Annotated in this window: 20 protein-coding genes; 10 read left to right on the top strand and 10 right to left on the bottom strand. The window is 43.5% G+C overall.

The features are described 5' to 3' along the window. Positions 1–31 precede the first annotated feature (31 nt). The 4 genes from clpB to DXK30_RS02060 all read left to right on the top strand — a co-directional run bounded on the left by clpB (position 32) and on the right by DXK30_RS02060 (position 7,820). Positions 32–2,629, top strand: a complete 2,598-nt coding sequence (clpB, locus tag DXK30_RS02075; protein WP_114700253.1) for an ATP-dependent chaperone ClpB — start codon at positions 32–34, stop codon at positions 2,627–2,629. A 207-nt stretch (positions 2,630–2,836) separates the two neighbouring features. Then, positions 2,837–4,102 (top strand): PQQ-dependent sugar dehydrogenase, encoded by a 1,266-nt coding sequence (locus DXK30_RS02070; RefSeq protein ID WP_114700252.1) that lies wholly within the window; start codon positions 2,837–2,839, stop codon positions 4,100–4,102. A 178-nt stretch (positions 4,103–4,280) separates the two neighbouring features. Beyond that, positions 4,281–5,924, top strand: a complete 1,644-nt coding sequence (locus DXK30_RS02065) for a BCCT family transporter (protein WP_114700251.1) — start codon at positions 4,281–4,283, stop codon at positions 5,922–5,924. Positions 5,925–6,167: 243 nt separating this feature from the next. After that, a complete protein-coding gene (locus DXK30_RS02060) occupies positions 6,168–7,820 on the top strand; it encodes a BCCT family transporter (protein WP_114700250.1) in 1,653 nt (550 codons plus the stop codon). A 142-nt stretch (positions 7,821–7,962) separates the two neighbouring features. On the opposite strand, the gene DXK30_RS02055 is transcribed toward DXK30_RS02060, so the two are convergent. The 8 genes from DXK30_RS02055 to dnaQ form a co-directional block, all read right to left on the bottom strand. Further along, the gene (locus tag DXK30_RS02055) at positions 7,963–8,304 is read right to left on the bottom strand and encodes a hypothetical protein (RefSeq protein WP_114700249.1); all 342 of its coding nucleotides are present in this window, start codon (positions 8,302–8,304) and stop codon (positions 7,963–7,965) included. 234 nt (positions 8,305–8,538) lie between these two features. Continuing rightward, positions 8,539–8,895 (bottom strand): DUF3144 domain-containing protein, encoded by a 357-nt coding sequence (locus DXK30_RS02050; RefSeq protein ID WP_114700248.1) that lies wholly within the window; start codon positions 8,893–8,895, stop codon positions 8,539–8,541. A 74-nt stretch (positions 8,896–8,969) separates the two neighbouring features. Next, positions 8,970–10,136 (bottom strand): methionine adenosyltransferase, encoded by a 1,167-nt coding sequence (gene metK, locus DXK30_RS02045; RefSeq protein WP_057760687.1) that lies wholly within the window; start codon positions 10,134–10,136, stop codon positions 8,970–8,972. Positions 10,137–10,625: 489 nt separating this feature from the next. Beyond that, positions 10,626–11,321 carry an endonuclease III gene (gene nth, locus DXK30_RS02040; RefSeq protein ID WP_114700247.1) on the bottom strand — a complete coding sequence of 232 codons (696 nt, stop codon included), beginning with the start codon at positions 11,319–11,321 and terminating at the stop codon, positions 10,626–10,628. Positions 11,322–11,441: 120 nt separating this feature from the next. Continuing rightward, positions 11,442–12,287, bottom strand: coding sequence for an RnfABCDGE type electron transport complex subunit B (locus DXK30_RS02035; protein ID WP_114700246.1), 846 nt, complete (start codon positions 12,285–12,287; stop codon positions 11,442–11,444). Between the two features lie 257 nt (positions 12,288–12,544). Continuing rightward, positions 12,545–13,489 carry an NAD(+) diphosphatase gene (nudC, locus tag DXK30_RS02030; RefSeq protein WP_114700245.1) on the bottom strand — a complete coding sequence of 315 codons (945 nt, stop codon included), beginning with the start codon at positions 13,487–13,489 and terminating at the stop codon, positions 12,545–12,547. 237 nt (positions 13,490–13,726) lie between these two features. Then, positions 13,727–15,409, bottom strand: a complete 1,683-nt coding sequence (locus DXK30_RS02025; RefSeq protein ID WP_114700244.1) for a hypothetical protein — start codon at positions 15,407–15,409, stop codon at positions 13,727–13,729. 147 nt (positions 15,410–15,556) lie between these two features. Further along, positions 15,557–17,203, bottom strand: a complete 1,647-nt coding sequence (gene dnaQ, locus DXK30_RS02020) for a DNA polymerase III subunit epsilon (protein WP_114700243.1) — start codon at positions 17,201–17,203, stop codon at positions 15,557–15,559. Between the two features lie 351 nt (positions 17,204–17,554). On the opposite strand from dnaQ, the gene DXK30_RS02015 reads away from it, so the two are divergent. Together DXK30_RS02015 and DXK30_RS02010 are read left to right on the top strand one after the other, a co-directional pair. Continuing rightward, positions 17,555–18,100 carry a hypothetical protein gene (locus tag DXK30_RS02015; RefSeq protein WP_227670671.1) on the top strand — a complete coding sequence of 182 codons (546 nt, stop codon included), beginning with the start codon at positions 17,555–17,557 and terminating at the stop codon, positions 18,098–18,100. A 92-nt stretch (positions 18,101–18,192) separates the two neighbouring features. Further along, positions 18,193–18,498, top strand: coding sequence for a hypothetical protein (locus DXK30_RS02010; RefSeq protein ID WP_114700242.1), 306 nt, complete (start codon positions 18,193–18,195; stop codon positions 18,496–18,498). 109 nt (positions 18,499–18,607) lie between these two features. Here the strand turns inward: DXK30_RS02010 and DXK30_RS02005 are convergent, their stop codons facing one another. Continuing rightward, complete coding sequence (locus DXK30_RS02005; protein ID WP_114700241.1) at positions 18,608–19,087, bottom strand: YkvA family protein; 480 nt, start codon at positions 19,085–19,087, stop codon at positions 18,608–18,610. A 203-nt stretch (positions 19,088–19,290) separates the two neighbouring features. Between DXK30_RS02005 and DXK30_RS02000 the strand changes: the two genes are divergently transcribed. Beyond that, positions 19,291–20,568, top strand: coding sequence for an LD-carboxypeptidase (locus tag DXK30_RS02000; protein WP_114700240.1), 1,278 nt, complete (start codon positions 19,291–19,293; stop codon positions 20,566–20,568). A gap of 19 nt (positions 20,569–20,587) precedes the next feature. Here the strand turns inward: DXK30_RS02000 and DXK30_RS01995 are convergent, their stop codons facing one another. Then, entirely contained in the window at positions 20,588–21,610 is a 1,023-nt protein-coding gene (locus DXK30_RS01995) for a GlxA family transcriptional regulator (protein WP_114700239.1), read from the bottom strand. A gap of 181 nt (positions 21,611–21,791) precedes the next feature. Between DXK30_RS01995 and DXK30_RS01990 the strand changes: the two genes are divergently transcribed. Genes DXK30_RS01990 through DXK30_RS01980 form a run of 3 tightly spaced genes read left to right on the top strand, consistent with a single transcriptional unit; the run spans position 21,792 to position 25,413 of the window. Next, a complete protein-coding gene (locus DXK30_RS01990; protein ID WP_114700238.1) occupies positions 21,792–23,597 on the top strand; it encodes an acyl-CoA dehydrogenase in 1,806 nt (601 codons plus the stop codon). A 22-nt stretch (positions 23,598–23,619) separates the two neighbouring features. After that, positions 23,620–24,627, top strand: coding sequence for an NADP-dependent oxidoreductase (locus DXK30_RS01985; RefSeq protein ID WP_114700237.1), 1,008 nt, complete (start codon positions 23,620–23,622; stop codon positions 24,625–24,627). 3 nt (positions 24,628–24,630) lie between these two features. After that, a complete protein-coding gene (locus tag DXK30_RS01980) occupies positions 24,631–25,413 on the top strand; it encodes an SDR family NAD(P)-dependent oxidoreductase (RefSeq protein WP_114700236.1) in 783 nt (260 codons plus the stop codon). Positions 25,414–25,470: the final 57 nt, after the last annotated feature.

The raw sequence follows: 25,470 nt of genomic DNA, 5'->3' as shown, positions 1-25,470 counted from the left end.
CTGAGAATACCAATTATAAAAGGATATAGACATGAGATTTGAGAAGTTTACTCAAAAACTGCAGTCCGCCATTCAAGAAGCTCAGAGCCTAGCATTAGGTCGCGATCATACGGGTATTGATCCTGTGCATTTGCTTGCGGTCTTACTACAAGATGAGTCTAATTTATCTATCTGCCAACAAGCAAGTGCTTCTATTCCAGCGCTAAAAAATGGCGTTGCTAAAGCACTAGATAATCAAGCGACCATTTCGGAGCCGACAGGTGACGTCAATCTAAACCCAAACTCGGTCAAAATCTTGAACTTGGCCGATCGTCAGGCGCAAAAAGAAGGCGATGATTTTATCGCGACGGAATGGGTGATGTTAGCACTCGCTGAGCAGGGTGAAACCAAAAAAATATTTGAAAGTGCAGGCGTAACGGCAAGCAAGCTAAAAGCTGTGATTGAGCAATTGCGCGGTGATGATACAGTGAATAACCAAAATGCAGAAGATCAGCGTGATGCACTTAACAAGTACACGATCAACCTGACTGAACAAGCAGAGCTTGGCAAGCTAGATCCAGTGATTGGCCGTGACGAAGAGATCCGCCGTACCATTCAAGTGCTATCACGCCGTACCAAGAATAACCCTGTACTTATCGGTGAACCGGGCGTTGGTAAAACAGCTATCGTCGAAGGCTTGGCACAAAAAATTATCAATGGTGACGTACCAGAAGGACTACGCCGCAAAGAAGTGCTGTCATTGGATTTAGGTGCGCTCATTGCGGGCGCAAAATTCCGCGGTGAGTTTGAAGAGCGCCTCAAGAGCGTATTGAGCGACTTGGCCAAACAAGAAGGCAACGTCATCTTGTTTATCGATGAGCTGCATACTATGGTTGGTGCGGGTAAATCTGAAGGTGCGATGGATGCAGGCAATATGTTAAAACCCGCACTAGCTCGCGGTGAGCTGCATTGTGTTGGGGCGACAACGCTGGATGAATACCGCAAGTACATCGAAAAAGATGCCGCGCTTGAGCGTCGTTTCCAAAAAGTGTTGGTCGATGAGCCAACGGTCGAAGATACCATTGCGATATTACGGGGTCTAAAAGAGCGTTACGAGCTGCATCACGGCGTCGATATTCAAGACAGTGCCATTATCGCTGCTGCGCGCATGAGTCATCGCTATATTACCGATCGTAAGCTACCAGATAAGGCGATTGATTTAATTGATGAAGCGGCCAGTCGTTTGCGGATGGAGATGGACAGCAAGCCTGAATCATTAGGTAAGCTCGATAGTCGCTTGATTCAGCTAAAAATGCAGCGTGAAGTGCTCAAAAATGAAGAAGATGCTGGAGCGCAAGCAGAACGAAAAGTGCTCGATGCGCAAATAGCAGAATTGGAAAAAGAGTATGCTGATCTCAACGAGGTTTGGCAGGCAGAGAAGGCGCTGGTCAAAGGCAGTCAACAGCTAAAAGATGAGCTAGATAAAGCCCGTATCGCGTATGACAAGGCCAGCCGCGAAGGCGATTATGAGACCATGAGTAAGCTGCAATACGAAACCATTCCGCAGTTAGAACGTCGTATTCATGAGTCTGACTTGGCTGAGCAAAAAGAGCAGACAGGTGAAGGTAGCGGTGTGAAATTGCTACGTAACAAGGTGACAGACAATGAAATCGCCGAAGTGGTGGCGGCCGCGACTGGTATTCCAGTCAGCAAAATGATGCAAGGTGAGCGTGATAAGATGATAGCAATGGAAGAAAAGCTCCATGAGCGTGTCATTGGTCAAAACGAAGCGGTCGAATCGGTGGCCAATGCGGTACGTCGTAGCCGTGCAGGCTTGTCTGATCCCAACCGTCCTTCTGGTTCGTTTTTATTCTTAGGACCTACTGGTGTTGGTAAAACTGAGCTGACCAAATCACTAGCAAACTTTTTGTTTGACTCTGAAGATGCAATTGTACGTATCGACATGAGTGAGTATATGGAAAAGCACAGTGTCAGCCGCTTAGTGGGTGCGCCTCCAGGCTATGTCGGTTATGAAGAAGGCGGTACGTTGACTGAAGCGGTACGCCGTAAGCCATATAGCGTCATATTGTTCGATGAAGTAGAAAAGGCGCACCCTGATGTGTTCAATATCTTACTACAAGTATTGGACGATGGTCGCTTAACCGATTCGCAAGGTCGTGTGGTAGATTTCAAAAATACCGTGATTATCATGACCAGCAACTTGGGTTCGCATAAGATTCAAGAGATGGTTGGTGAGAGCTACGAGGATATCAAAGCGGAAGTAATGGACTCTGTTGGGCAGCATTTCCGTCCAGAGTTCGTCAACCGTATTGACGAAATCGTAGTCTTCCATCCGCTTGGTATGTCGCAGATGGCAGGTATTGCAGATATTCAATTGGATCGATTACGTCAGCGTATCCAAGAGCGTGAGATGGATATTGAGCTGTCAGCAGATGCGATGAATAAATTGGTTGCCGTGGGTTATGACCCTGTTTATGGCGCTCGTCCTTTGAAGCGTGCCATTCAACAAGAGATCGAAAACCCATTGTCATTGAAACTATTAGCAGGTGATTTTGTCGCTGGTGATATTATCAAAGTCGATGTGGGTGCCGATGACAAGCTAACTTTTGATAAGCTTAGAATGAGCTAATCAATTTATCCTTGACGTCTTTATGACTCCACTTTACGCTTAAAACAAACCCCTTATCTACAATCGTAGGTAAGGGGTTTTTATTTATAAGGCGCGTTTTACGTTACTGTTCCTTTACCATTCCAATATCTCTTAAGTATCAGGACTATGATATAACTAAATCAAAGACTAATAGTATAAGTATCAACTGAGTGGAGAAACAGACCGATGACAGCCCATATTGAACGTATAAATATACCTTTAGCCTCGCCGCTAATCATTGCAGCCTTGCTGTTTAGCACTGCCGCGTGCTCCAACCCTTCAGCAGTAAGTCCCAGCAATAACAAAAGCACTGCAACAGAGTATAAAGAAGTTTCCAGTTCAGATAACGATACTCAAACCGCCACACAAACAAAGACTAGCAAGCCTGACTTTACCACCAAAGCAATCGCAACTTTTGATGAGCCTTGGGCTATGACGGCAATACCCAGTACCGATGGCAAAGCTCCCAAACTACTAGTAACGCAAAAAACAGGGGAGCTATTTACCGTAGATACAGCGACGGGTAATAAGACCAAAATCGAAGGCGTTCCTACAGTCGCTTACGGTGGTCAAGGCGGTTTGGGAGACATTATCGTGGCTCCAGATTTTGTGACGTCTAATACCGTCTATCTTAGCTACGCGGAAGCAGGAACAGGAAGTGATAGCAATAAATTTGGTGCTAAAGTTATCAAAGCGACACTTTCAGGATTAGAGACAGCCACACCTACGTTGCAAGATATCACGCCTATCTGGCAACAGTCTCCGAAAGTCACAGGGCAGGGGCATTATAGTCATCGTTTGCTGTTTTCGCCTGATGGGCGCTATCTATATATCAGCTCAGGCGAGCGTCAAGACAAAGACCCAGCACAAGACATGAATGGCAATTTGGGTAAGATAATACGGTTAAGTCCTGATGGTAACACCCCGACAGACAATCCGTTTACTGATAATGAGTTGGCCAAACAGTTTTGGACCATCGGACATCGCAATGTGCTTGGTATGGCATTTGATGATAGTGGACAGCTTTGGGCGCACGAAATGGGACCAAAAGGCGGGGATGAATTTAATATTATTGAAAAGGGTAATAATTATGGCTGGCCAATGGTATCCAATGGACGCAATTATTCAGGTTTAGATATTCCTGACCATGATACAAAGCCAGAGTTTGTGGCACCCAAAATTACTTGGACACCCGTCATATCACCATCTGCTATGAGCATCTATGCGGCTGGTATTCATAATGACTTTCCTAGCTGGCAGGGCAATGCGCTTATCAGTGGCTTATCGTCTAAAGCGCTTATCGTAGTTGGTATAAGCGAAGACAATACCGCGGCTGAGCGTTACCGTTATAACATGGGTGAGCGTGTACGCAGTGTGCTAGCAGTAGACGGGAAAGTGTGGACACTTGAAGACGGTAATGAGGCACAATTACTCAGATTATTGCCCAAATAACATCGAAATAACATCAAATTAACGACGTGTTTACCCACCTGTATATTTAATTATTTTAGTAAAACTATTAAATTCTTTTAGAGTAAATTAACAGTTTTATCAAGTTTTATTTTGTAATAGATTGATAGTTAAGACCTATTTTGTTAAGGTAATGTTCCTTGAATTTTGAGACTTGCACATGGAAGAAGTAAAAGTAGGCAGATTAGGACCTTTTCCACGGGTGAGTAAACCTGTGTTTATTACATCGTCACTGCTGATTATTGGCTTTATTATTTTCGGTGCGCTTTTCACCGAAACGGCAGGGGCTGTTTTTAGTTTTTTACAGAATTTTATTACCGATAAGTTTGGTTGGCTATTCATTATTTTAGTCAATACCGCGCTCGCGCTTTGTATTTACTTAGCCATGAGTCGCTACGGTGACATTCGACTAGGTAATCAAACAGAGCGACCGCAGTACAATCTATTTTCATGGATTGGTATGCTATTCTCTGCAGGTATTGGTATTGGTCTGGTTTATTGGGGTACAGCGGAGCCGCTGTATCACTTTATGGCACCACCAATGGGCGATGCTGAAACAGTAGAAGCCGCCAAACAAGCGATGAACATCTCATTTATGCATTGGGGTCTACATGCTTGGGCGATTTATACAGTCGTGGCGCTGTCATTGGCATATTTTCATTTCCGTCGTGGCCTACCATTATCGATTCGTTCAACCTTGTATCCTTTACTTGGCAAAAGAATCTATGGTCGTTGGGGTCACACAGTCGATATCTTGGCTGTATTCGGTACGATGTTTGGTGTGGTTACCTCGCTTGGGCTTGGGGTTATGCAGATCAACTCTGGACTCGAAAAATTGTTTGGTACGCCTAATAGCCTTACCGTACAGTTTGGGCTGATCGCTTTCATCACGGCCCTAGCAGCCGCTTCGGTTATGATGGGTCTGGATAAAGGTATTAAGCGTCTTAGTGATATCAATATTGGTTTTACGGTCGTCTTATTGGCATTTATGGTTGTTTTAGGACCAACGCTCTTTATCTTTGATAGCTTTATTGAAAACGTAGGCAACTATCTGACGGTGATTGTACCTTTGGGCACATGGGGTGAGGCTTATAGCGGAACGGATTGGCAGAGTGGGTGGACGATATTTTATTGGGCGTGGTGGGTGAGCTGGGCACCATTCGTTGGTATCTTTATCGCTCGTATCTCTCGTGGCCGTACTATTCGTGAGTTTACGCTTGGTGTATTACTGATTCCAATGCTGATTTTGTTCTTCTGGTTTACTACCTTTGGCGGCGTTGCTATTCACATGGAACTTGCTTCTGCTGTGTCAGGTGTTAGCCCGGGATTGGTTGAAGCGGTGCAAGCGGATACTGGTAGTGCCATCTTTAAACTGGTTGAGTACTATCCATTTGCAAAACCAATCACGCTAATGATTGTCGTCATGATTATGCTATGGTTTGTGACTTCGTCAGACTCGGCTAGCTTCGTTATCGATATGCTAACTGCTGGTGGCGACACCAACCCACCGAAAATCCAGCGCTTATTTTGGGCGACGACAGAAGGTGTTATCGCTGCTATCTTGCTAGCGGCTGGTGGTTTGTCTGCCCTACAGGCGGCAGCTATCGTAGCGGGACTACCGTTTGCCTTAGTCGTTTTTGTCATGATGTATGCGTTGTTACGTGGTTTGAGTCGAGATCGTCTGATTCTATACAGAGCGCAGCAAGGCTTTATTACGGATGAATCAGCAGACCATAACTCAGCGAATGAATTCGTCGATGAACATCTGCTAAAAGGACCACCTAAGATTGTTAAAGGTGACTAAAAAGTAGGTAAAATCAAGACAGCTACCTAGGTTTTTGATAGAAGAAGCCCCAATTTGTTTTTAAATTGGGGCTTCTTTATTGGGTAAAGATATTTAAATTTATTCAGGTCAAATTAGGATTGTTGAAAATTATTACTGAAATGTTACTACCATTTCTATACATTTGGCAGTATTTACAAGGTGTTATATTTGATAATTCGTTCATACCTTGGTATGGTTACGCACTTTTTTGGGGATATACCTATGGATCATGTAAAAGTTGGCCGATTGGGCCCTTTTCCGCGGGTAAGTAAACCTGTATTTTTGACTTCAGCAATCTTGATACTGGCGTTCATTATTTTTGGCGCACTATTCAACGAACAAGCAGAAGTCGTGTTCAATCAAGCAAAAGCATTTGTCTCTTTACGCTTTGGCTGGTTTTTTATCGTTGTGGTCAATTTAACATTGGTTATGAGTATTTATATGATATTTAGCCGTTATGGCGATATCAGGCTCGGTCACCAGAATGAAAGGCCAGAGTACAATCTAGTCTCTTGGATTGGTATGCTGTTTTCAGCAGGTATCGGTATTGGGCTGCTTTATTGGGGCACCGCTGAGCCGTTGTATCACTTCATGGCACCACCATTAGGTGAGGCGGAGACAGTCGCCGCTGCTAAGCAAGCGATGAATATATCGTTCCTACATTATGGTCTACATGTATGGGCGCTATATGGCATGGTTGCGCTATCGCTTGCTTATTTTCATTATCGAGTAGGTTTACCACTGGCTATCCGTTCGACACTTTATCCAATATTGGGTAAAAAGATCTACGGCGGTTGGGGACATACGGTAGATACGCTCGCCGTATTTGGCACGATGTTTGGGGTAGTGACCACGTTAGGTCTTGGCGTCTTGCAGATCAACTCAGGCCTTGAGACGTTATTTGGTATACCCAATAATATTACGGTGCAGATTATTTTGATTGGCCTTATCACCATGCTAGCAGGGTTATCTCTGTTTATGGGATTGGATAAAGGCATCAAGCGTCTAAGTGATACCAATATATTGTTCACTGTGATATTGCTAAGTTTTGTGATTATCTTTGGACCTACGCAGTTTATTTTTAATAGCTTTGTAGAAAATATCGGCAACTATTTGCATGAAATCGTGCCATTAGGTCTTTGGACTGAGTCTTATAGAGGCGAAGAAAATTGGCAAGCTTCTTGGACTATTTTTTATTGGGCATGGTGGATTAGTTGGTCACCATTCGTTGGAGTGTTTGTTGCACGTATCTCTCGTGGCCGTACTATTCGTGAGTTCATATTAGGGGTGCTCTTAATTCCTATCACGATCTTGTTTTTATGGTTTACTGCCTTTGGTGGTTCTGCGGTAAATATGGAGCTGATGGCAGCAGCAGACCCTAACATAGTTAGTCCAGGTCTGATCGAAGCCGTCAAAGCAGATACAGGCAGTGCTATCTTTAAGCTCATGGAGTCTTATCCACTGACAGATGCGGTCAACTTACTCATCGTGGTGATGATTGTCCTATGGTTTGTTACCTCGTCAGATTCAGCCAGTTTTGTCATCGATATGCTGACATCAGGTGGTGATACCAATCCACCAAAGATTCAGCGCTTATTTTGGGCAGGTTCTGAAGGTGTTATCGCTGCTGTATTATTGGCAGCAGGTGGTTTAAGTGCATTACAAGCGGCATCGATTGTCTCAGGCTTTCCTTTTGCTATTGTGATCGTCGTGATGATGTATTCTCTACTGCGTGGTCTCAGTCGAGATCGTTTGATACTGTATCGTAATCAGCAATGGTTCACCACAGAAGAGTCAGCAGAGCACAACTCGGCCAATGAATTCCGTGATGAAGAGCTACTAAAAGGCCCGCCAGCACTTGAGAAAGATGCTTAAGCTTTAGAGTTTATTGCTTAGCTACAAAAATACCCAGCTTATATAGGCTGGGTATTTTTATGGATGTTCAATATTTTTAATAAAAAACCTTTTAATACAGCAGCTTTCAGTACAGCAGATCTCGATACAACCGCTTTATAGATTAGCTACATTCGCCTTTTGCATAACCAATTGCGTCAGGAATGTTACAAGCTGAGCAAGCATTACCAGCAGTATGGTAGCTAACAACTGATCCAACTTTTGTTTTTACACAGACAGGGTCATATTGCATGGTACACATGGTGCTCTCAGAGTGAGAGGTTGGACATTGGGTCAGCGTGTTTTCAAGCATTTGGCTATTGCTATTCGTGCTTGATTGAGTATGCACAGTAGTGGACGTAGCTGTATTAAGTGTAGAGCTACAAGCTGTCAATGCAAGTACCAATGATAATATAAGTGATGATGGTTTCAGTACCGAGAGTCGTTTGGATAGATTTTTCTGCATGATTATATTTCCTTATTAATAATATTTGATAGCGTCCTGTTATCGCTGATAAATTTGCCTATTGAGGCTAAATGCTTAGTTATTTATGGTAGCTCATTTATCAGTAGCTATCCACTTAAACACCGTACAAAAACCCCCAAGCTCAATTAAGCTTGGGGGTTTATTTTCTGCCATCAAATAATGATTTTACGACAGTATGTCTAAATCAAAGACATCTAGACTGACGACATTCGATTATTCAGTTGGTTTGTCATCTTGATTTAGCTGTACGTACTTGTCAAAGTTTTGAGCATAATCAGTTAAATTGTCGCTTAGCATTTGGCGATACTGTTTAACATAAAACTCGACGATATCGTCTTTTTCTTTGGCGAAATCATCACCTTTGACGAAACCGATAGAGGCAACTGACGCGCTATAGCGTGCTGCAGCATACAATAAAGAAGCACCTACTTGACCTGAATGCGCCTCAGGGCCTAGCTGACTGTTGGCGATACCAATGATAGCGTCAGCACGTTGATAAAATGCCTGCATTTCAGGGGTGATTTCGATGTTAGCATCAGCGTTTTGGTCTTGAATATTGTCTTGAGACATAAGCAACTCCTAATAATAAGTGTCAGTAGTTTTTAGTATAAAAATGGTTGGTAAACGTTTTAAAGTAGTGACTCTTATAAACCAGCGTCTGCTTTTAAGATATCAGCTTTGTCTGTTTTTTCCCACGTAAAGGCAGTCTCTGAGCCTGGACGACCAAAGTGTCCAAAGGTAGCAGTCTGCTGATACATTGGTTGTAGTAAATTCAACATACGGGTAATGCCGTAAGGACGTAGGTCAAAGTGAGTACGAATCAAGCGAATGATCTCATCGTTACTTATCTTGCTAGTACCAAAAGTATTAACAGAGATAGAAGTAGGCTCAGCGACACCAATTGCATAGCTGACCTGTACTTCGCAGCGCTCAGCAAGACCTGCTGCTACGATGTTTTTGGCAACATAACGTACCGCGTAAGCAGCACTGCGATCCACTTTTGAAGGATCTTTACCACTGAACGCACCGCCACCATGACGTGCCATGCCGCCGTAAGTATCAACGATAATTTTACGACCAGTCAAACCAGCATCACCGACAGGACCACCAATCACAAACTTACCAGTTGGATTGATATGATAGCGTGTGCCAGCGTGCAATAAGTCAGCTGGTAGCACTTGCTTGATGATAGATTCCATCACGGCTTCTTGCAGATCTGACTGCGAGATGCTCGGATCATGCTGTGTTGATAATACAACAGCATCGATGGCGACAGGACGATTGCCGTCATACTTCAAGGTCACCTGCGCTTTGGCATCTGGACGCAACCAAGGTAGCTCACCTGCACGGCGCAGCTCCGACTGACGCTCCATCAAACGATGGGCATACTCGATAGGCGCTGGCATCAATACTTCTGTCTCATTACTGGCATAACCAAACATTAAGCCTTGGTCACCTGCACCTTGCTCTTCAGGGTCGCTACGATCGACACCTTGCGCGATTTCAGGAGATTGCTTACCTAGCATGTTGATGACTGCACAAGTCTCGCCATCAAAGCCTAGGTCTGAATGGTGATAGCCAATGCCATTTACGGTGTCACGAACAAGACGCTCTAAATCGATATTTGCCGTTGTAGTGATTTCACCTGCAAGTATGACTGCGCCTGTTTTTACTAAGGTTTCGCATGCCACACGTGCGTGCAGGTCTTCACGTAAGATAGCGTCAAGGATAGCATCTGAGATTTGGTCAGCCATTTTGTCAGGATGGCCTTCGCTCACAGATTCTGAGGTAAATAAGTTGTATTCACGCATAATGGGATCGCTTAATTGAATCAATAAGGGTAGGAAAAGCAGCACATCTGGGTGCTGCTCTAATTAATTTTGACCACGCATTTACGCGGCAGATAATCGGTATTTCTCAATTTAAAATCGGTTTTGACTAAAATCTTTGCTAATAAATATGACCAAAGGGTGAGCGGACTATCATTTAATCAATATATAAAATGATACTGCCTCGCTCTAATATGGTCTTGGCAGTAACGAGTTGGGTCATTACTTGCCTTAATAGACAACGCTAATGTGCAGATTGCCTTATCAGAAGCAGGGTAATGGCCAAAATCTCTTAACGCAAAATAGGGTTATTCTACCTTGAAACGTTATAAAACTCTAGTGAGCAACACTTGCTCTACTATAAGAAATGCTCAACAAGCAGTTCACTGCAATCAAAGGTGGTTACTGGATAGCGGTTTATCTAGCTAGGTCGCTAGCTAGCAGTATCCTCTGCTTGAAATAAACAATACGTTACAACTCTAAAAATGCAGCTTTATCTTTAAACATACATTCTTCATAGACAGGACAAGCGCCGCATTTGGGTGTACGAGCCTGACAGGTATAGCGGCCGTGTAAGATAAGATAATGATGGGCGTCTACGATGAAGTCTGCTGGGATGCGCTCGACCAGCTTTTTTTCGACGATAAGTACGGTTTTCCCAGTGGCAAGCCCAGTACGATTGCCAACACGAAAGATATGCGTGTCAACAGCCATGGTTGGCTGGCCAAAGGCCGTATTCAACACGACGTTGGCAGTTTTACGACCAACACCTGCCAGTGATTCTAAGTCTTTGCGGTTATCAGGAACAGTGCTATCAAATTTCTCAATCAAATCACGGCAGGTTTTGATGACGTTTTTTGCTTTGGCATTATATAAACCAATGTTTTTGATATAGGATTTTAGACCGTCTTCGCCTAGTGCCAGTATTGCCTCAGGTGTATTGGCCACAGGGTATAATTGCTTGGTAGCAATATTGACACTGATATCAGTCGCTTGTGCGGACAAAATTACCGCGATAAGTAACTCAAAATTACTGTCATAATTAAGCTCGGTGACAGGCTCATCAATTGTCGCTGCTAGCTTTTCAAAGAATGGACGCACGTCACGATTGGGCATTCGTCTAGAGGGCGGTGTGTCAGCTGTTTTATGTTTGACCGTTTTACTCATGGCATTTTGACTATTATTTTGATGAATGATGGTGCCAAATTATATGCTAGCGCTAGCATTCATGTTAATGATTAAAGTATCAATTTATTAACGCATTAATTGCGTAATCAGCTATTACCGTTATAGCGCTACTTGTAATGACTCAAGCTCGGCTTGTAAGGATTCGAGCTCTGCTTGTTTCTTATCATTTGCACGCACACTCAGTTGCTTTTCTAGTTTTTTGATTTTGGTACGGAGCTTGGCAGCTGCGATGGTGTTTTTCGCTTGCGATTCACTGATATTTAGAGACTGGCTTGCTGCGTTATTAAGTTTAGCCTCTACCATACTAACGACAGGTCTACTATTGCTCATATCGGCAAGCTGTTCAGTAACGCGTTTTAAATGAGTGTGGTAGCGTTGTCTCAAATCCTCTTGCTCTACTATTCGCTCAGGCTCAGATATTTCCCGCTCAATCGTAACTAAGTCAATGCAATCAACAGGGCAGGGAGCAATACACAGCTCGCACCCTGTGCACAAATCTGTAAAAATCGTATGCATATGCTTACCAGTACCGACGATAGCATCGACTGGGCAAGCAGGAATGCATTTGGTGCAGCCGATACAGTCATCTTCACGGATAACCGCACGAACCTCGGTCGGACGTTCGGAAGTGGCATCTATTGGCCACTGTGAAGGTACAGCCGTCAGCGTAGTGTTAGGAGTGTCTATATCGAGAGTCTGAGCAATCGCATTGGTGACTGGCTGACCACCAGGCACGCATTTATTGTACGGCTCGCCATCTAATACAATCGCAGCGGCATATGGCAGGCAACCATCTGGGTGCTCACATAGCCCGCACTGCGTCTGTGGCAAACAAGCATCCACACGTGCAATTCTTGCCTGTATGTCAGCGGGCAAGGTATCAATGTGTAATGTATCAAATAAGATAGGTAGATTGACTAAGCGTATATTGGTGCTACTTTGCATTTAATTAAGGACCTTAATACCAGTCGTTAGAATTGGTATTAGTATAAATAGAGATAAAAGGTTGAGAAAGCGGTCTTTGTAAAACAGTATTTATAAGAGCACTGGCTCTGTCAGCGTTTTACTACTCATGTTAGCGTGTTACTTATTAAAAAACCAAATTTAAAGTAAAACGCTTATCACAGAAGCAGCGATTTTAAAGAGATGAGATTGAAAATACAACACTATAGCGAAATGTGGTATCTATAGATAAGTACTGATTATAAATTTATATTTTCTTCTTTAGCCACTTGGTCAATCAAATCACGAGCGATACTGCCCTTCGGTGGAATTCTAGGTAGGTTTGAGAGATCAAAGAAATCAGCATGTGCTAGCTCATCTTCTTGCAAGATAATATCGCCACTGGCATATGATGCACGAAAACCAAGCATTAAATTAGAGGGAAATGGCCATGGCTGACTACTCACGTAGCGGATATCTGATACGCTGATATTGACCTCCTCTGCTACTTCACGTACCACGGCATGCTCCAGACTCTCTCCAACTTCTACGAACCCTGCGATCAAACCATACATTGGCGGCAGGTTCTGCTGTCCATGACGATGGTGGTGAGCCAGCAAGATTTGCATCTCATTCGTCACTGGATTTGGACGAGTAATAGCGGTGATGACGCACGGTTGCACGCGAGGATATTGATGCAATCGACATATTGGACAAACCATGGCACGTTCGTTTTGATTAGCATGTACAGTAGGGCTAGCACAGCGACTACAAAACTGCGTATCTGCCTGCCAACTTAATAGCTGTATCGCTTGACTAATCTGATCTGATAGGGCGACTGGCAAATGAGTCATCAGTTTTCGATAAGGAACAAAAGTGTTACCACTACTTTCAGCAATAATTGGTAGCGTCACGTTATGAGCAACTGCATAGTCATAAGTCATGGCGCTCGTAGCTTGAGCGGTAAAGCTATGAGCCACATTGCGATCAACCGTATCATCTGCATGGTTGCCAGTGTTATTACTGTCGTTTGGTAGCCAATGACTTGGCGCTAGGCTCTCATGCAGTGTTACATGACCAACCTGATAAGCTTGCTCGTTTAAATCATTACTACTTTGTGATGGTTGGACTTGCAAAGGCCACCAACCATTTGGCATTTGACGGCATAAAATGCTGTCTTCACTTAATACAAAAGCATGGGCCATATAAAATTCCAAACATTATAAAGTAAGAATGCATCGATATAGACACAGACTTATTTAGAGTAAAGTATCATCACTTCGATATAAATCAGATACCCAGATATGTTGTCAGGCTGGTTCAGCCTAATGACTATAAAGCTTTCACGCACCTGACCCGTATCTACATTATCTTAAATTATCTATATTTAAATGAGATGTTATGGTTAAAAGGTAATGACCATGACATGACAATGAGAAAAGTTAAGCAGCAAGTAGGTTGCTTAAGCTTTGTTGACCAACATCAAGCGCTTGCTTGCTAACAGGATGATTGTTTTCAAAACCATCCAAATGATGATCGACCGCCATGATAACATCAGCGATGTAAGATAACGTATTGTCTTCGATACGTCGTCCATCTTCGATACGTTTTTCGATATAGTTAGCCAGCTGGCTCAGCATACTGGCCGGTGTGGCCAACTGTAAAAATCGTACCGCACCTGCCACCTGACGCATCATCCCAGGGATGTTCTGAATATTGAGCATGTCACGTTCAGGCTCGGCCAAATAGTCATTGATGGCTTGTTCAGCACTGGCAAACGCAGTACGGCTTTCTTGTATCAAGGTCTCATTGGCGGTATTCAGTTGGTGCAATGAGATATGCGGATTATTTAAGGGCAGATAGATTGCGCCTGGTGTATGCATCTCTGCCATCGCAATAGTGGCATTTTCTGCATGCATCAATGCTAGCAACAAATGGTCAAAGTCATCAGGTGAAGGTGCCTGCCAACGTCTCACACCCTCTGCTGCTGTACTAAGACTATTGGCTGCGTTTGACAATCCTAATAAACGCAAGGCTGAACTGAGCTCAGTTAGCTCTTCCATAATCTGTGCCGTTTGCATATCAACAGGATTAATTGAATCGCCACGTGCATAACCGTCTACGTTTTCTTTGATGCTATTAATTTGCTGTTGAATAATCGTGTTTAACGTATCGGTAAGTTTGCGATTGGGTCCAAACAAGAAACGCTTCATTTGTTCAAGTTGAGCACCTTCTAAATGGTTGCTTGCATATTGCTCACGTAGATGCTGTGCTTGTTCGTTATCACGTTGACAGGCAAAGCTTACTAAATCTGCAAAACGAGTATCCATTACTGGTAAATAGCTTTGAAATTGCTGCTCTAAATAGATGAGTGTGTGCTTTTGGCTTAAGGTTAATGGTAGTGCTGATTCGATATCAGTCACGGCAGCAGTCGCCGCTTGCCAAAATAAGCTATCAGTATTTGAAGCGATTAATGCGCAGGCTGCACTCATAGCATCAAGCTTTTGCTGATCCGCGGAGTCAATTTTGCCATCTCGACTAAGTAGTGCGACCCCAAGACCACTACGATACGCGTAGGTTAGCAGTTCTGTGTCTAGATTCAGTGTGCTTAAGGGTTCGAAGTTCTCTTCAGGATTGGCGATGATGACACTACTGCTACCAAATGCAGAAAAATAGTCTGCTGTAATAGGGCTGTTCTGTCCATGCGCATTAAGCTTGTTGATTACAGGAATCAGTAGAGTAGGTTCTACTGATTCAGTCAACAATACAAATTCGACATAACGATCCAGTGTCATAATGGCTTCTGATAGATCCATGATCAAATCAGTATCGTTGTTATCGCCATTATCATAAAGTTTCTGTAAACCATCAACAATGGCATTGTTCAGAGTCTCTGCACCGACTAAAGAAATTAGTTTGAAAATACAAGACAACTGCTTTAGCACTTCGATAGAGTCCGACAATAAAGGTGCCTGACTACTATCATCATTGAACTCGCTCAAATGAATCTCGGTATCGTTAAGCGTTGCTATAACCTCATCATGCAATAAATGAAGCGATGGTAGGTTAAAATCAGTAACACTAAGTGTTGGGGCGGTTAACTTCATTTGCGCAGACTGGTCCATAAGTATTTTTCCATAATGTACTGATGAGAATAGCAATGGTGTAAATTTGATTCAGAAAGTAATTGTTAGTGATGTTTTAACGCTTTCTATAATAATAATCAAGACTAAATTATACAAAAGTCGGTTCAATAAAAATTCGAACGACAATTACATGCTAGCTTTTAGTGCAGGATAATCTTCTGCCAGAGAGGCATACCAGCTTTGGTCAGCAGTTTCATCCGACGTTGAAGCCAGTAATAAATTCGCTAAATTGGCGAAACTTGCATGAGCAGTTTGTCCGCCATCGGTATCTGTATCTTCTTCGATGGCAAGCGTGACCTGTCCACCAGTCATCGCCAAATAAACTTCGGCTAAAATCTCTGAGTCAAGTAATGCTCCGTGAAAAGTACGGTCTTGCTTACCAACATCTAGGCGACGCACGAGGGCATCTAGCGTGTTTTTTTGCCCAGGGTATTGCTGCTTGGCCATCGCAAGGGAATCGGTTACTTGCACTCGATTAGCAAAATCATTCAGACCGACTTTTGCAAACTCCATGTTTAAAAAGTTCATATCAAACGTGGAGTTGTGAGCGATAATTTCAGCGCCGTCCATAAAGTCATACAAAGACTGAGCCACTTGATCAAAGGTCGGCTTGTCGGTCAAAAATGCTTCAGAGATACCATGAATACGAATGACTTCATCATCCATACCACGCTGCGGATTGATATAAACGTGCAGCTTTTCACCAGTAAACTTACGTCCGACCAGCTCCACAATACCAACCTCGATAATACGATCGCCTTTTAGTGGATCAAGCCCTGTGGTTTCTGTATCCATGATAAGCTGGCGATCTGCTTCATGGCAGTTTATCGGCTTTGGTAGTAGCGGCTTAAAATGTGGGTTGGCACGGCTAGTATCCCCATCGAACTTAGGTGAATCAGACTCTACATCTGGCAACATATCACTGTCGACGGTATCATCTAGGTGCGTTTGAATGTCTGGCATATCTTTGGTACTCGTCGTGTTATGTGCATTGTCTTCATGGCTGTTAGGTTCTACAGCAATGTTTTCATTTATCTTAAGGGTGCTAGCTGTACTCTGACTATCTTCTCTTAGCGGCTCAGCTTCTAATAGCTCTTCATCAAACTCATCGTCCATCATATCTAGACCCAATGGATCAAAACTTAACCAGTCAGCGCTAGACGATTTTTGCAAGGTATCAGTGTTAGTGTCAGTATTAGTAACGATATCAGTCGCTATGTGGTCTTTTTTTTTAGTCGTGTCTGCTTCATTGATCATTGCTGAATGGCCGCTGTTTGATGTGACGCCTAGGTTTGCCAGCTCGTCTGCTTTTTCATTACCAGCATGTCCAGCGTGACCCTTGACCCAATGCCAGCTAACATCACGCTGTTGGCAGAGTTTATCCAACTGTTGCCATAGGTCTTGATTGGCGACTGGCTTCTTACTGGCAGTTTTCCAGCCCTTTTTCTTCCAACCCTCAATCCATTCAGTGATGCCTTTTTTGACATAACTGGAGTCAGTCCAAATCTCAAGAGTATGCTCATGCGGGCTATGTGTCAGGGCTTGTATGGCACCCATTAGCTCCATACGGTTATTGGTGGTTTCTTTGTCACCGCCGTATAAATCTTGCGTGCTGCCATCACTAAATATAAGATGTGCGCCCCAGCCGCCAGCGCCAGGATTGCCTTTGCAGGCACCATCAGTATAGGCCACAGTGGTATTTGTTTTAGCAGCCAATGGATCAATCGCGTTGTCTTTATGAGTGTTTGGTATTGAATTACGGTTGTCTGACATAAAAGAGTATGGACCTGATAAGTGGTAAGCATAGGGTAGTACTAGAGCATCTCGTTTACGTTATTCGAACGATGATGATGGCGTTGTGAGTATAGCAAATCTATCATAAATATGGGCAGTCGTGATGCATAAAGTCATAAAACCCCTTACGGTAACTTATAACATAATAGTAACGTCCTGGTTTTCTGTTAAAATAGCGAAGCTCGCTGAAAGGCTCTAGTTTTTAATCGCAGAGCTGTCTTTACTACAAAGATACCCAAGCGCATTTTTCTTATATAGCTATCTAGTGACATTTTGATAATAGTACACTTAATAAAAGTTTTTAATGCATGATTGCAGGATAACCCCATTATGTCCTTACGCTCGAATTTATTTAATAAGAGACTGACTTATCTGATGCTCAGTGTGACTGCCAGCAGCGCGATTTTTCTGAGCGCTTGTAATGACACCAGTCCTCAAGCAGATACCGAAGTTGCAGCAGATCTGTCTGTCTTTGAGGGTTGTTATACGGTGAGTCAAGATGAGCCTGCTCAGATAAAGATCAGCCAGCAAAATGACACTTGGGTGATGCAGATGAAAGAACCCGTCACTGCTAAGCGCGTTTGGGATAATCCAGAGCCATTAGAAGTGATTGAAAATAGCGACATACCGCAGTTCTTCTCTATCGATCCAGATAATGTCGATGCAGTCATTGGTCGTCCTGATCGTGTACTTATACTGGCTCATGTCAAACCAGCCTATGCAAATATTGATCCGCTCTTAGACAGTGAGTACTTGTCGTATATCTACCGAGGTGCCAACACGATCTATCGCGTGGAATGTGATGAGGTGAATACTGATATTTTAGCCAATCCACATGCTAATCTTGTTATCGATAATGTTGATGATAGTATTTAAATAAGTATCGACTATAAATATCATTGTTGGTCGATGATATTTGTATAAACAGTATTTTGTTATAAACAGTCATACCATTAGAGTTAAGCGATATGAATTTTTTCAGTTACGTAGTGTTAGGTGGGTTCTCTTATGCAGCTGGTTGGGCGGTAAGGACGTATGTATTAGACAAACAACCGACGCCTGAGCAGCCTTATAATTTAAAACACCCTGCGATTTTGGCATATTTGGGTGCATTTTTTATTATCATGTTGATCGTCTCGTGGCTGCTTGGTCGCTATGCACTGGGTCATGCTGCGATTGATTTACCTTTCATTATTATCAATAGTCTCGTTGCGACATTCGTCTACTCGTTTGGTCTTAATCCAGAAAAAGCTAATTATGAAGTGCCTGATTAAAATACAGTAGTAGATAAACTATAAATAACAAAAGCCACGACCGAAATATTAATTCGCGGTCGTGGCTTTTTTGATAGTGCAGTTTTCTAATAGCTGAAAGTACTAATATTTATGAGGCTTTCTTCAGATTCGTACCAGTCTCGTCGCTGTCTTTCTCATCACTACTAGTTTTATCGTTATCAGTCTTATCCGTGTCGCTCTTAGCTTCTAACTTATCCTTAGTAGCTGATTGTTCCTGCTTCCATTCTTTATATTTTTGCAGATCTTTTCTGGCCTGCTTTAGACAGAACTTAAGTACTAGCGCATCATCGATATGGCCGATAAACGGAATAGAATCAGGAATGAGGTCAATTGGATTTAGCACATAGAGCGCACCAATAACGCCAGCTGAGATTGTTTTGAAAGGAATCTTACGGTAGTCACCTTTATAATAGTCTTTGACAAGACTCATAAATAGCATTAAATCGTCACTAAACGGTTCAAGGTAGCCGCTGTCCTCTAACTTTTCTTTCAGCTTATCTTCTTTGCCCAGCAAGTATTCTAAATTAGAGTCAAGTGACTTTTTTTTATCGGTTTTTTTATTAAACATAATTATTACCTTTTGTTTTTTGCGATGAATTTGTATTTACAGTAACAAATCTAATCGACCTATATTGTGTGTCTCAGTAGCGAAAAAGTAAATATCGGTAAAGATTAGGCAACCATCAGTGTCAGAAAAGCGTCTACAATATGCTGCTACAAGGTTTCAGAAAACAAATCATAAAAATAAAAGTGATAAGGTAGCAGTAAGATATGGGGATTAAAACTCAGGCATGGACAGATAACAAAAATAGTCATGCAACTGAAACAACATCTGGGCTAAACCGTCGGCAGTTTCTACGTCGAATCGGTGTGAGTGCAGGCACAGCAGTACTAGCGAGCCAAGGTATTTCTCAAGCGTTTGCAGCCAGTCCTATCGTGTCTGGTAATAACTCGCAACTGACCAAGGATGATCTGCCAACTTCGTTGTTAGAGGGTCAGTCGTCCTTACAAACGTCACAGGAATCACTGACGCAGGCAGGTTGTATCACGGCTACGATTGAGACGCGACTTTTTGCTAGCTCTAACGTTGGTGGTAATGATGAGCGTAATCAGTTGGCATTAGATCGAGTGGCTTGTGCTGGGTTTAAAGTAGAAAATCCTGCTATTACCAATCGTCAGTATTTACGCTTTGCGGGAACGGACTCACAGCGTGCTAGCGATTTTCAAAACCTTGCCACTGGGGCAATAGCCGCGCCAAAGCTGCTGCTAGGTGTGCGCGGTGGTTACGGTGCCATGCGTATATTGCCTATGGTGGATTGGGTGACGCTAGGACGGATTATGAAGGAGCGTGGCACGATACTCGCAGGCTTTAGCGATGTGACGGCTATCCAATGTGCGCTATTGGCAAAAGGGTCAATGAGCTCGCTTGCCGCACCGATGCTCTATAGCGAGTTTGGCAAAACTACGCCCGATAAAGTCAGCTGTCAGCAGTTTGTTGAAGTGCTGACCAATCCCAATCTGGTTATTAATATATCAGACGCATCTTTAACCAGTCAGCAGCTACCTACCATACTGACAAAGGGTGAGCCAAAACCATTAACTGGTACGGTTTGGGGTGGTAACCTAAGTGTCGTGTCAGCGCTGGCAGGTAGTGAGTATTTACCACGTATCGATGGTGGCATTGTGTTTTTAGAAGATGTTGGCGAGCAGGCGTATCGTATTGAGCGCATGTTATATGACTTATATCTCGCAGGTGTCTTTAAACATCAGCAAGCGATTGTATTTGGGGCATTGTCTGGTACGGGCGAGGACAGCTATGATAAACGTTATGATGTCGCCACAGTCATTCGTCAATTGCATGAACTAACAGGGTTGCCGATATATAGTGGTATGCCTTTTGGTCATATCGGCAAAAAATACAGCTTTCCGCTGGGAGCGACTTGCCAGCTAACACCTAATACAGATGGTGGCTATCAGTTGGTATTCAACGATTACCCAACTATTAAAGCTGATGCTATCCAAGTAGAAGGGTTGTGGCAAGATGCTTAAACGTTAATCACTGTCCTTTTTAAATAGCCAACCGCGAAAACTTATCTTGATATTCTTTAGGCGTCAGCTCTGTCGCACGTTTGAACAAGCGCGTGAATGAAGAGATATCATCATAACCTACTTGATCGGCAAGCGACTTTATCGATACATCGCCCAATTCAAGTAAGCGTTTGGCCTGTTCAATTCTGACGGCCTGAATATATTCAATCGGTCGCATCGCCACGCAGGACTGGAAGCGCCTGTTTAAAGTGCGCGGGGTAATATTTACCATGGCAGCCAGACTGCTGACCTGCAAAGAATGTTGAAAGTTCTCTTCGATATATTCTTGGACTTGTTTAATCAAATGGTCGGAATGCGGCTTGTGCAAGGTCACATTAGTATAGCTATTCTGACTGCCTCTTTTACTATCAATAATTTGAGTTTTTGCCACCTGTGTAGAAATCTCACGTCCGCAGTAACGCTCTATTAATAATAGCCCCAAATCATAAAAGGCGCTGCCGCCAGCTGCACAAAATATATTGCCCGACTGGTTTGTTGACTCGCTTCTTGAATGGGTAACAAACTGATTCTCTTGTAAGTCCACCAATGGAAAATCTGCCTTAAACTTATTGGCATAGCCCCAGTGTGTGGTGGCTATCTTATGATCTAATAATCCCGCCTTTGCCAAAAAAAATGCTCCGCTACAATTGCTTGCTATATCGGCCTTGGTATTTGCAAGCCGTACTAAGTGCGGAAGTAGCTCACTGTTTTGCGTCAACACCTTATCAATAGAGTCGCCAATGGTTGGCACAAGCAATAAATCGCACTCTGTTACGTCTCGAATATCGCAGTGGGCTTGCATGATTAACCGATTGCTGCACCTAATATCGCCACCACCTAAGCTTGCGATTTGCACATTAAACCGTGGCTCTACAGACTCATTTGAAAAGCGCTGCCAACTGACCCCCGTGAATGAAAACAAGTCCAATGCGCCAGAGAGCACACTACCGAGCACACCATCGAAGCCAAGAATAATCATTTTAAAAGGTTTGAAATAGGGCATAAGTCACTCGTTTCCTTTGCTGTACTTACCAAAATAGCCATTATTTGGTTGATTTTGACTGGTTAAATACTCTTTTTATGTCTTATTTGACCATAATTATGTCATAAATGACAATACGGACAGGTGTCAAATTAGACTAATATCAATTGATAACCACATTTAATCAGTTAACGAGAATACTATGGCCGCAGATACCCTCCTAAACGATTTTGAATTACCTTTCCAATTGTATGATGTGCTAGGCACAGAATCACTCACCGAGCACGCAAAGTTCTCAGAACATAGCCGCGAGACATTTGATGCTGTATTAGAGACGGCAAATAAGATTGCGACAGATTTATTTTTACCGCACAACCATATCGCAGATAAGAACGAGCCGCAGTTCGATGGTAAAAAAGTCAGCATGATAAACGATGTGAAAGTCGCTTTTGATGCGTTCCGCGAGTCTGGATTTATCGCTGGTCGTTATAGTTTTGAAGACGGTGGTATGCAGTTACCTGAGACAGTGATGACAGCTGTGGCAGGATACTTTATGGCAGCTAATCCATCAACGACCGCCTATCCATTTCTGACCACTGCGGCAATCAACGTCATCTCGCATTTTGCTAGTGATGATATCAAAGCAGCCTTTATGCCGCGCATGCTGACTGGTGAATTTACTGGCACCATGGCACTGACCGAGCCACATGCAGGCTCATCACTTGCCGATATCAAGACTATCGCTGTAAAACAAGAAGATGGCTCGTACCGCGTCAAAGGCAGCAAGATTTATATCTCAGCAGGTGATCATGAGCTGTCTGACAATATCGTGCATTTGGTATTGGCCAAAGTGCCAGGTGGTCCAGGCGGTGTTAAAGGTATCTCTTTATTTGCCGTGCCTAAGTATCGCTTGAACGCTGACTTGTCTGTTGGCGAGCGTAACGATGTACATCTGACTGGACTGATTCATAAGCTTGGTTATAGAGGTGCGACTTCTACAGCATTGAGCTTCGGTGATGAAGGCGATTGTCATGGTTATTTGATCGGCGAAGAGCATTTTGGCTTGCGCTATATGTTCAAGATGATGAATGAGGCACGTATCGCAGTTGGATTTGGCGCTTCTATGATTGGTTATCGCGGCTATCAGTATTCGCTAGATTATGCCAAAGACCGTACACAAGGTCGCATTGCGCCAAACAATAAGCCTGAAGATGATGCAACGGCTATTATTCAGCATGGTGATGTAAAGCGCATGCTATTGGCACAAAAAGCCTATTCTGAAGGTGGCATCTCCTTGTGCTTATATGGCTCAAACCTAATTGACCGTATCAATACCTGTGAAGACGAAACACTAAAAAATGAGCTAACCGAACTATTAGATTTGCTAACGCCAGTGCTAAAAGCATGGCCATCTGAATATGGTCCAAAAGCCAATGATTTAGGTATTCAAGTATTGGGCGGCGCGGGCTATACGCGTGAATATCAAGCTGAGCAATTTTGGCGTGACAATCGTCTAAACCCTATTCATGAAGGCACAAATGGTGTGCAGGCGCTAGATTTGTCATTCCGCAAGTTATGGCAAAAAGGTGGGTTAGGCATTCAAATCTTAAAACGTGAAATCACAAAAGATTTAGAAAGCATCACTACGCCTGAGAGCGCGCAACTTGCAGGCAAACTGATGCCTTATATGGGTCAGTTGCATGAAGTGCTCGTGCATTTGGGCAAAGTGTTGCAGACAGAAGAAGCGCTGACATTGACTGGTAATGCTCAAGCACTAATGAATATTTTTGCCTCAATTGTACTGAGCTGGATTTGGATTCGCCAAGCCAGTAAAGCCGAGCAGCTACTAAGTACGACGCAAGATGTCGAGCAGCAAAACTTCTACAAAGGCAAGATACAAGCGGCTAAATACTTCATTGATTGGGAACTACCATTAGTTAAACGCGACATCGAATTATTAACCAACACCAACTCGGTTTGCACTGATATGCAAGCGGACTGGTTCTAAGGACAACTCTAAGGAAAGAGACATGACAACGATAAACAAACAATGGCGCCTAAAAGCAAGACCAGTAGGCGAGCCAAGCGCTGAAACTTGGGATTATACCGAGACAGAAATACCGACTATCACCGATGGTCAGCTACTGATTAAGGTTGAATACATCTCTATCGATCCGGCGATGCGTGGTTGGTTGAACGATGCCAAATCTTATATTGCACCAGTACAAATTGGTGAAGTTATGCGCGCCGGTACTGTGGGTGAAGTGATTGAAAGTAAAAATGAAAAATTTGCAGTAGGTGACTATGTCGCAGGTCACGACGGCGTACAGTCGTATGCGGTCAGTGATGGCACAGGTCTACATAAAGTTGACCCAAGTCTAGCGCCGCTGTCTTACTACTTAGGCGTCCTCGGTATGCCAGGTATGACAGGATATTTTGGTCTTCTAAAAACGGGTCAGCCAAAAGCAGGCGAGACGGTAGTGGTATCAGGAGCTGCTGGTGCGGTTGGTAGCTTGGTCGGTCAAATTGCCAAAATTAAAGGCTGCCGAGTCGTTGGTATCGCGGGCGGCGCTGAAAAATGCAAGTTCTTGGTCGATGAGCTTGGGTTTGATGCGACAATTGATTACAAAAACGAAGATGTGAAAAAAGCACTAAAGAAAACCTGCCCAGACGGCGTCGATGTGTACTTTGACAACGTAGGCGGAGATATCTTAAACGACGTACTTACTCAGATTAATTTGCATGCGCGTATCGTTATTTGCGGAGCTATCAGTCAATATAACAACACCACAGCAGTAAAAGGCCCATCGAACTATCTATCATTATTGGTCAATCGTGCTCGCATGGAAGGCATCGTAGTATTCGATAATATCAAAGAATATCCAATCGCAATGAAGGATATCGCTGGCTGGATTCAGTCAGGTGATATGAAAGTTAAAGACCATATCGTTGAAGGTATCGAGACGTTCCCTGATACTTTGATGATGCTCTTTAACGGTGAAAATTTCGGCAAACTAGTACTTAAGGTAGAGGGATAGATCATGACACTGAATACAAACGGAATTGCATCAGATGTAACGGGTAAAAGAATTTTGATCACTGGCGGTGCATCAGGCATCGGAGCGGCAAGCGCATTATTGCTAGCCAGTCGCGGCGCAAAAGTCGTGATCGGTGATATGGCAGAAGAGATGGGCGAAGCGGTTGCCAAGCAAGGTCAAGACGCTGGCAACAGTATCGTCTTCAAAAAAGTAGACGTGACCAGTGGCGATGAAGTGCGTGCGTTGTTCGACTTTGCAGTAGAAACGCTTGGCGGCCTAGATGTAGTGGTAAACAACGCTGGTATTGACCACAAGCCGTCACCAATGCATGAGCTGAGTGATGATGACTTTGATCGTAATATCGCAGTGAACTTAAAAGGCGTTTGGCACTGTATGCGTGCCGCCGTCAACTGTATGATACCAAATGGTGGTGGTCATGTGATTAACGTGGCATCTATTGCAGGTCTGCGTTCAGCACCGATGCTATCAGCCTATAGTGCTGCTAAACATGGGGTTATGGGTCTGACCAAATCTGCTGCTCATGAGTACGCGCGCGCCAACATTCGTTTTAACGCGGTATGCCCAAGCTTCATTGATACGCCAATGGTACGCAATACGATGGCAACGATGGATGAGCGTACACAGCAAGCAACGATTAAGGCCAGTCCACTGCGCCGTCTAGGAGATGTAAATGAAATCTCTAGTGCGATTGCGTGGCTAGCCAGCGATGAAAGTACCTTTATGAATGGTCATGCCTTTACACTTGATGGTGGTATGTTAGCGTAACTGTGACAATTGGGCGCTCATCATTCAATTTATTAGTGCTCGATAATCGCTGTTAGA

The sequence above is a fragment of the Psychrobacter proteolyticus genome (assembly GCF_003350005.1).
GTDB classification, from domain to species: domain Bacteria; phylum Pseudomonadota; class Gammaproteobacteria; order Pseudomonadales; family Moraxellaceae; genus Psychrobacter; species Psychrobacter proteolyticus.
The sequence above is the reverse complement of the archived record's forward strand: the minus strand, read 5'-3'. Positions and strand labels throughout refer to the sequence as shown.

Coding starts and splice junctions, on each gene's coding strand:
- nudC (WP_114700245.1), bottom strand. CDS start 13,489: ATGGCCCATGCTTTTGTATTAAGTGAAGACAGCATTTTATGCCGTCAA.
- DXK30_RS02005 (WP_114700241.1), bottom strand. CDS start 19,087: ATGTTTAATAAAAAAACCGATAAAAAAAAGTCACTTGACTCTAATTTA.
- DXK30_RS01985 (WP_114700237.1), top strand. CDS start 23,620: ATGACAACGATAAACAAACAATGGCGCCTAAAAGCAAGACCAGTAGGC.
- DXK30_RS01990 (WP_114700238.1), top strand. CDS start 21,792: ATGGCCGCAGATACCCTCCTAAACGATTTTGAATTACCTTTCCAATTG.
- dnaQ (WP_114700243.1), bottom strand. CDS start 17,203: ATGTCAGACAACCGTAATTCAATACCAAACACTCATAAAGACAACGCG.
- DXK30_RS02070 (WP_114700252.1), top strand. CDS start 2,837: ATGACAGCCCATATTGAACGTATAAATATACCTTTAGCCTCGCCGCTA.
- DXK30_RS02065 (WP_114700251.1), top strand. CDS start 4,281: ATGGAAGAAGTAAAAGTAGGCAGATTAGGACCTTTTCCACGGGTGAGT.
- DXK30_RS02055 (WP_114700249.1), bottom strand. CDS start 8,304: ATGCAGAAAAATCTATCCAAACGACTCTCGGTACTGAAACCATCATCA.
- DXK30_RS02000 (WP_114700240.1), top strand. CDS start 19,291: ATGGGGATTAAAACTCAGGCATGGACAGATAACAAAAATAGTCATGCA.
- clpB (WP_114700253.1), top strand. CDS start 32: ATGAGATTTGAGAAGTTTACTCAAAAACTGCAGTCCGCCATTCAAGAA.
- DXK30_RS02060 (WP_114700250.1), top strand. CDS start 6,168: ATGGATCATGTAAAAGTTGGCCGATTGGGCCCTTTTCCGCGGGTAAGT.
- DXK30_RS02035 (WP_114700246.1), bottom strand. CDS start 12,287: ATGCAAAGTAGCACCAATATACGCTTAGTCAATCTACCTATCTTATTT.
- DXK30_RS02010 (WP_114700242.1), top strand. CDS start 18,193: ATGAATTTTTTCAGTTACGTAGTGTTAGGTGGGTTCTCTTATGCAGCT.
- DXK30_RS02025 (WP_114700244.1), bottom strand. CDS start 15,409: ATGGACCAGTCTGCGCAAATGAAGTTAACCGCCCCAACACTTAGTGTT.
- DXK30_RS01980 (WP_114700236.1), top strand. CDS start 24,631: ATGACACTGAATACAAACGGAATTGCATCAGATGTAACGGGTAAAAGA.
- DXK30_RS01995 (WP_114700239.1), bottom strand. CDS start 21,610: ATGCCCTATTTCAAACCTTTTAAAATGATTATTCTTGGCTTCGATGGT.
- metK (WP_057760687.1), bottom strand. CDS start 10,136: ATGCGTGAATACAACTTATTTACCTCAGAATCTGTGAGCGAAGGCCAT.
- nth (WP_114700247.1), bottom strand. CDS start 11,321: ATGAGTAAAACGGTCAAACATAAAACAGCTGACACACCGCCCTCTAGA.
- DXK30_RS02015 (WP_227670671.1), top strand. CDS start 17,555: ATGTCCTTACGCTCGAATTTATTTAATAAGAGACTGACTTATCTGATG.
- DXK30_RS02050 (WP_114700248.1), bottom strand. CDS start 8,895: ATGTCTCAAGACAATATTCAAGACCAAAACGCTGATGCTAACATCGAA.